This window comes from Corallococcus sp. AB049A (assembly GCF_003668885.1).
GTDB lineage: Bacteria > Myxococcota > Myxococcia > Myxococcales > Myxococcaceae > Corallococcus > Corallococcus interemptor.
Genome location: NZ_RAWL01000551.1, coordinates 1 through 4,749 on the forward strand (window position 1 = coordinate 1; position 4,749 = coordinate 4,749).

A 4,749-nucleotide genomic window follows, 5' to 3' on the forward strand; every position below is an offset into this window, starting at 1 on the left:
GGCCCATGGGATGGAGGGTCGCCGGGTGGACACCGGCCGTGGTCGCCCCCTGGCGCGTGTTCATCTTCGGCGTGGGGAGGTGTTCATGGTCGGCTTCATCACGTCCCGCAACGGACGGTGGATTCGGATTCTGGCGGGCACGGGCATGGTCCTGGGTGGACTGGGCTCGGGCACGCCCCGGGGCGCGATGGTGGCGCTGGCGGGCCTGGGGCCGCTGTTGGCTGGCGCGCTGGACCTGTTCCTCCTGGGGCCGCTCCTGGGCCTGCCCGTGAAGGGCGCGGACGTGCGGCGCGCGCTGGGGGAGCCGGAGGACGCGCCGCTGCTCGACCTGGCGCACGACGGGGGGCGCTCTCCCTACGCGCCTCCCAGCACGCTCCTGCACTAGCTACTTCGTGCTCACCTGGAAGGGGATGCCGAGCGAACCGAACGGCTCCCCCGTCTCCGCGTCCACCAGCTTCACCTGGAGTGTCACCGCGTTCTCCCGGTGGGCCACGCCCTGGAAGTAGAGGAAGCCCTCCTGCGTGCCGCCGGGCTCCAGCGTGCCCTCCGGCAGCGCGTTGTTGAGCATGTCCTCCGTGGGCAGCGGCTGCTCGTAGTACGTGTAGGGGTACGGTCCGTAGAAGGGGCTGCCCCAGCCCCAGGGGCCAGGGCCGTACCAGCCCGGTCCCCAGCCGCGGTAGGGCCCGTAGCCATAGCCGCCGCCCACCCAGACCCGGCCTCGGGGCCCACTCGCCGGCAGGATGGTCGCCTGCGCCTCGGTGTCACGCGACGAGGTGGCCCGCCGCAGCGACAGGGGCGGCAGCGCGCTGTAGCGGAAGCGCGACTCCTGGCCCACGAGCGCGAAGTCCTTGTACTGGAGCCGCAGCGGGCGCTGCCCCTGGTTCTCCAGCCGGACGTAGACGGGGGTGACCCGGCGCTCCAGGTCGGACGGCGAGCCGTGCCACGCGGCGCCGTCGGCGGTGAGCCGCACCCCCTCTTGTTCGGTGATGGCGCTGCTCTTGTTGTCCTGGAGGATTCCCGCCTCCGGCGTGGGCCGCAGCTTCGTCTCCGCCGCGCAGCCCGCCATCAGCATCAACCCCAGGGCCCCCACTCCCAGTGCTCCACGCATCGCATGCCTCCTCACGCTTCAACGTAACGTCCGTGGCGTTGGATGGAGGACATGCCCCGTGCTCCACCCCGGAGAGCGGGCGTCCGGCCGGGGGGCGCGCTCAGGGCTGGGGCGTCACCGGCTCCGCGGCGGTGGCGGGCCAGGAGGGCGCCTTGACGAAGTCCCATTCCTGATGGCGCGCCCAGGACTCGAAGGTCTGCCAGTTCACGCGCGGGTAGCTGTTGCGCAGGGTGAGGATGTCCGCGTGGTAGCCCACGCGGTCCAGCCAGTCGAACATGGCCGCCAGGTCCTCGCTCTGCTGCTGGAGCTGGTCGAGGGGAAGCTGTTCGAAGTGGATGCGGTGGCCGCTCACCATGGACAGCAGCGCGGCGGCCTGCTGGCCCGTCACCTCGTCGGAGGCGACTTCAATGCGCTCGCCGATGAAGCGCTCCGGGTCCCCCAGCACGTGCAGCGCGAAGCCGGCCAGGTCCTCCACCGCGACCATCTGGAGGCCGCGCGTCGCGGGCAGCGCCAGGGCCAGCTTCCCCTGCGCCAGCATGTCGCGCGTGGGCGGCTGGAGGAAGTTCTCCATGAAGAAGGTGGGCGCCAGGATGGTGAAGGGCATGTCGCGCCGCTTCAGGTACAGCTCCACGGTGTGCTTGCTGTCGAAGTGGGGGATGCCGGTGAGCTCGGACGCGCCCGCCACGGACGAGTACACGAAGTGCCGCACGTTGGAGCGCTTCGCCGCGTCCGCCAGGTTCTTGCCGTGCTGGACCTCCGCGTCCACGCCGCCCGCGCCAAAGGGCGTGGCCATGGCGTAGACGGCGTCCACGCCGCGCATGGCGCTCTCCAGGGAGACCGGGTCGTCGAAGTCGCCCTGGGCCAGGGTGACGCCGGGCCTGCGCAGGGCCTTGGCGCTGGCGGATTCCACGTCCCTCACCAGCGCCACCACGTGATGGCCCCGGTCGGCGAGCTTGCGGAGGACGGCCCCGCCCTGTTGGCCGGTGGCGCCAGTGACGAGCACGGTGATGGAGAAATCCACGGGCATGGGTTCAGACCTCCGGACGCGACGTGTCACGGCAAATTGGAGACGCCCCGTGACATTGGCGAGGCCTGGAGGCCGCACTGTCCTCCCCCGAGCACAGGCTCCCGAGGCAGGCAGGCGGCCGTGAGGGAGGGGCAGGCGGCGTGGCATCCTCCCGGCCCCATGAGCAAGCGTGACACGCCCCCGCCCTCCGAGCTGGTCTCCGCCGCCCAGGCGCTCGACGCCGAGCTGGTCCGCTTCGAGGCCCTGTCGGAACAGCTGAAGGAAGCGCCCCTGTCGTCGGAGAAGCAGCTGGAGCGCGCGTCGAAGATGCTCAAGGACCTGGCGGACCTGGACGACGCCTTGCGCATGCGCGTGGGCGCGCTGGTGCAGGCCATCACCGGGGTGCGCAACCGGCAGCAGGCGCAGGCGGACGCGGTCAACGTGCGCGCGCAGGACCTGCAGCAGCGCACGGAGGTGTTCAAGGACCTGCTCACGCGCTACGGGGCGCTGGGGCAGAGCGCGGCGGACCTCAACGGGCGCATGCAGGAGTTCGCGTCCCTGCGCCAGCAGGCCACGCGCACGGCGGAGGAGGACGCGCGGCTCACGGAGGTCTTCACCGCGCTCCAGGACCGCATGGCGCAGGTGGCGGACGAAGCGGCCACGCTGACAAGCGCGGCGGAGGAGGCGAAGTTCACCGACATCGGCCGGCAGGCGGACTCGCTGCGCCAGCAGCTGCTCTCCGCGCGCAACAAGCTGGGCCTGCTGCACCAGAGCGCGGCGAAGTGAGGGCCGGCCTCAGCTGAGGTAGGTGGGCTCGAAGTCGTCCGGGCTGTCGATGGGGCGCCGCCCGGAGAAGCCGGTCTTCAGGTCGTGCCAGTGCGCCACGGCGTCCTCGCCGTAGCGCCAGCAGAGGTAGACGGGCTCCTCGCCGCGATGCGCGTGGAAGTCCACCAGACCGTCCGCGCCCTTTATCTCCAGGCCCATCTCCTGGAGCGGGCCCAGCTCGACGCGGATTCGCTCCAGCAGCTCCTCGCGCTCCTCGCGCAGGGGGACCAGCGCGTCGGCTTCGCGTGGGGCCTCGGGGCCGTCCAGCACCTCCGCCAGCTTCTGCACGCGCTCCACCCACGGGCGCACGCGTCCGAAGGTCTTCGTCAGCAACGGCACCAGCCGGCTGGCCTCTTCCACGCTGAAAAAGCGCATTGGGGGGACAGCATGCAGTGTGCGCCCCCCGCCCGCCACCACCTTCCCGTGGGTGCGTCAGGGTGTGTCACGGCCGTGCCGGCATGTCTGGAACAGGTCACCCGCGCCGCAGCGACGACAGGTTCTCCAGCAGCCAGCGCCAGGCGGCCTCGCGCAGGGGGAAGGCGGCCTCGCGCGCGAGGAAGGTGGGTGTGTGCTCCGCGGCGCAGCGGCCGGCGTCGTCGTGGACGTCGGCGTCGGGGCCGGCGAGGTCCGCGTGCAGCAGGGCGTGGAAGACGATGAAGTCCACGACGAAGGCGGGCACGGTGGGGCGGTCCAGCGCGGGGTGGACGCGCACCTCGCGCAGGCGGGCGTCGTAGCCGCCCAGGTGGATGGTGCGGCGGGTGCGCTGTCCGGGGCGGCGGGCCCAGCCCACCTCCACGGCGTGCACGCGCCCGTCGAAGTACGCCGCGTCCAGCCGGGCGTGCACGGCCTTGAGGTCGAAGCAGCGGCCGCGCGTGCGCAGGGGCGCGCCGGGCCTGCGCTCCCGGCGCACCTGGTCATGGTGCGCGTGGCTGAAGGCCTCCAGCACCTCGCGGGCGGCGGTGTCGCCGGCCACATAAAGGGCCAGGGCGCGCACCACGGCGTCGGGTGCGTCCAGGAAGAGGTGGTGCAGGCGCAGGCGCACGCCTTCGGGGAGGCGGCGGAAGCTCACCAGGGTGGCGCGGTTGTCCGTGAGGCGCAGATGCACGGGCCGGCCCAGCAGGGCGGACACGCGCCGGGCCAGTTCCGCGGCCCGGGGCAGCGCGTCCTCGCGCGAGGGCAGCCGCGAGCGCGCCGGCTCACGCCCGGGCGCCGGGGCGTCGAACATCGCCATTTGTCCGGGCGGCGGACGCATGAGGCAAAGGTAAGCCCTGCCCCCGCCCGCTGGCCAGGAGGATGCGCGCGGACGTGTCGGGCGTCCTGCTCGGGCCGGGCGCTGATCGGCCCCGGGTACTTCGGCCCGCCGGGGGCCGTCACGCCTTCGGCGGGGCGGGATACCGCTGCGCGAGCGACGCGATGACGGCGAGCAACTCCCCGGGCTCCACGGGCTTGGGCACGTGGCTCTGGAAGCCGGCGCGCAGCACGCGGGTGCGGTCCTCCGAGCGGGCGTAGGCGGTGATGGCCACCGCCGGGATGCGGCCTCCCTGGTCCCCGGGCAGCGCGCGCACGCGCTCGATGAAGCCATAGCCGTCCGTGCCCGGCATGCCGATGTCGGAGACGAGCACGTCCGGATGCTCCGCCTGGAGCACCTGGAGTCCCTCCATCGCGGAGCCCGCGGTCACCACGTGGGCGCCGCTGTCCTCCAGGAGCGTGCGCAACAGCTCCCGGGCGTCCTCTTCGTCATCCACCACGAGCACGCGCACGCCGCCCAGCTCCGGAGCGGTCGTGGGCGCGCGCTCCGGCGCGGGGGGCC

General features: G+C 72.9%; 7 protein-coding genes. 2 read left to right on the plus strand and 5 right to left on the minus strand.

All coding sequences use genetic code 11. From position 1 onward, the window contains the following. Positions 1-85 precede the first annotated feature (85 nt). The gene (locus tag D7X55_RS35840) at positions 86-385 is read left to right on the plus strand and encodes a hypothetical protein (RefSeq protein ID WP_199747298.1); all 300 of its coding nucleotides are present in this window, start codon (positions 86-88) and stop codon (positions 383-385) included. On the opposite strand, the gene D7X55_RS35845 is transcribed toward D7X55_RS35840, so the two are convergent. Both D7X55_RS35845 and D7X55_RS35850 read right to left on the minus strand, forming a co-directional pair. Further along, positions 386-1,108, minus strand: coding sequence for a hypothetical protein (locus D7X55_RS35845; RefSeq protein WP_233610267.1), 723 nt, complete (start codon positions 1,106-1,108; stop codon positions 386-388). Between the two features lie 100 nt (positions 1,109-1,208). Continuing rightward, a complete protein-coding gene (locus D7X55_RS35850; protein ID WP_199747299.1) occupies positions 1,209-2,135 on the minus strand; it encodes an NmrA/HSCARG family protein in 927 nt (308 codons plus the stop codon). Positions 2,136-2,294: 159 nt separating this feature from the next. Between D7X55_RS35850 and D7X55_RS35855 the strand changes: the two genes are divergently transcribed. Continuing rightward, on the plus strand, positions 2,295-2,900 hold the full coding sequence (locus tag D7X55_RS35855) for a hypothetical protein (protein ID WP_120552484.1): 606 nt from the start codon (positions 2,295-2,297) through the stop codon (positions 2,898-2,900). A 9-nt stretch (positions 2,901-2,909) separates the two neighbouring features. Here D7X55_RS35855 and D7X55_RS35860 read toward each other — a convergent pair whose 3' ends face one another. From D7X55_RS35860 to D7X55_RS35870, 3 genes are all read right to left on the minus strand, one after another. Next, complete coding sequence (locus D7X55_RS35860) at positions 2,910-3,314, minus strand: DUF2203 domain-containing protein (RefSeq protein WP_120552485.1); 405 nt, start codon at positions 3,312-3,314, stop codon at positions 2,910-2,912. Positions 3,315-3,411: 97 nt separating this feature from the next. Beyond that, positions 3,412-4,164: a hypothetical protein gene (locus tag D7X55_RS35865; RefSeq protein WP_120552488.1), complete on the minus strand. Its 753-nt coding sequence runs from the start codon at positions 4,162-4,164 to the stop codon at positions 3,412-3,414. Positions 4,165-4,309: 145 nt separating this feature from the next. Further along, a partial coding sequence (locus D7X55_RS35870; protein WP_147470346.1) for a response regulator occupies positions 4,310-4,749 on the minus strand: 440 nt, incomplete at its 5' end.

Bases quoted from the DNA above. Each gene is read 5' to 3' on its own strand.
- D7X55_RS35840 (WP_199747298.1), top strand. From the start codon at position 86: ATGGTCGGCTTCATCACGTCCCGCAACGGACGGTGGATTCGGATTCTG.
- D7X55_RS35845 (WP_233610267.1), bottom strand. From the start codon at position 1,108: ATGCGTGGAGCACTGGGAGTGGGGGCCCTGGGGTTGATGCTGATGGCG.
- D7X55_RS35850 (WP_199747299.1), bottom strand. From the start codon at position 2,135: ATGCCCGTGGATTTCTCCATCACCGTGCTCGTCACTGGCGCCACCGGC.
- D7X55_RS35855 (WP_120552484.1), top strand. From the start codon at position 2,295: ATGAGCAAGCGTGACACGCCCCCGCCCTCCGAGCTGGTCTCCGCCGCC.
- D7X55_RS35860 (WP_120552485.1), bottom strand. From the start codon at position 3,314: ATGCGCTTTTTCAGCGTGGAAGAGGCCAGCCGGCTGGTGCCGTTGCTG.
- D7X55_RS35865 (WP_120552488.1), bottom strand. From the start codon at position 4,164: ATGTTCGACGCCCCGGCGCCCGGGCGTGAGCCGGCGCGCTCGCGGCTG.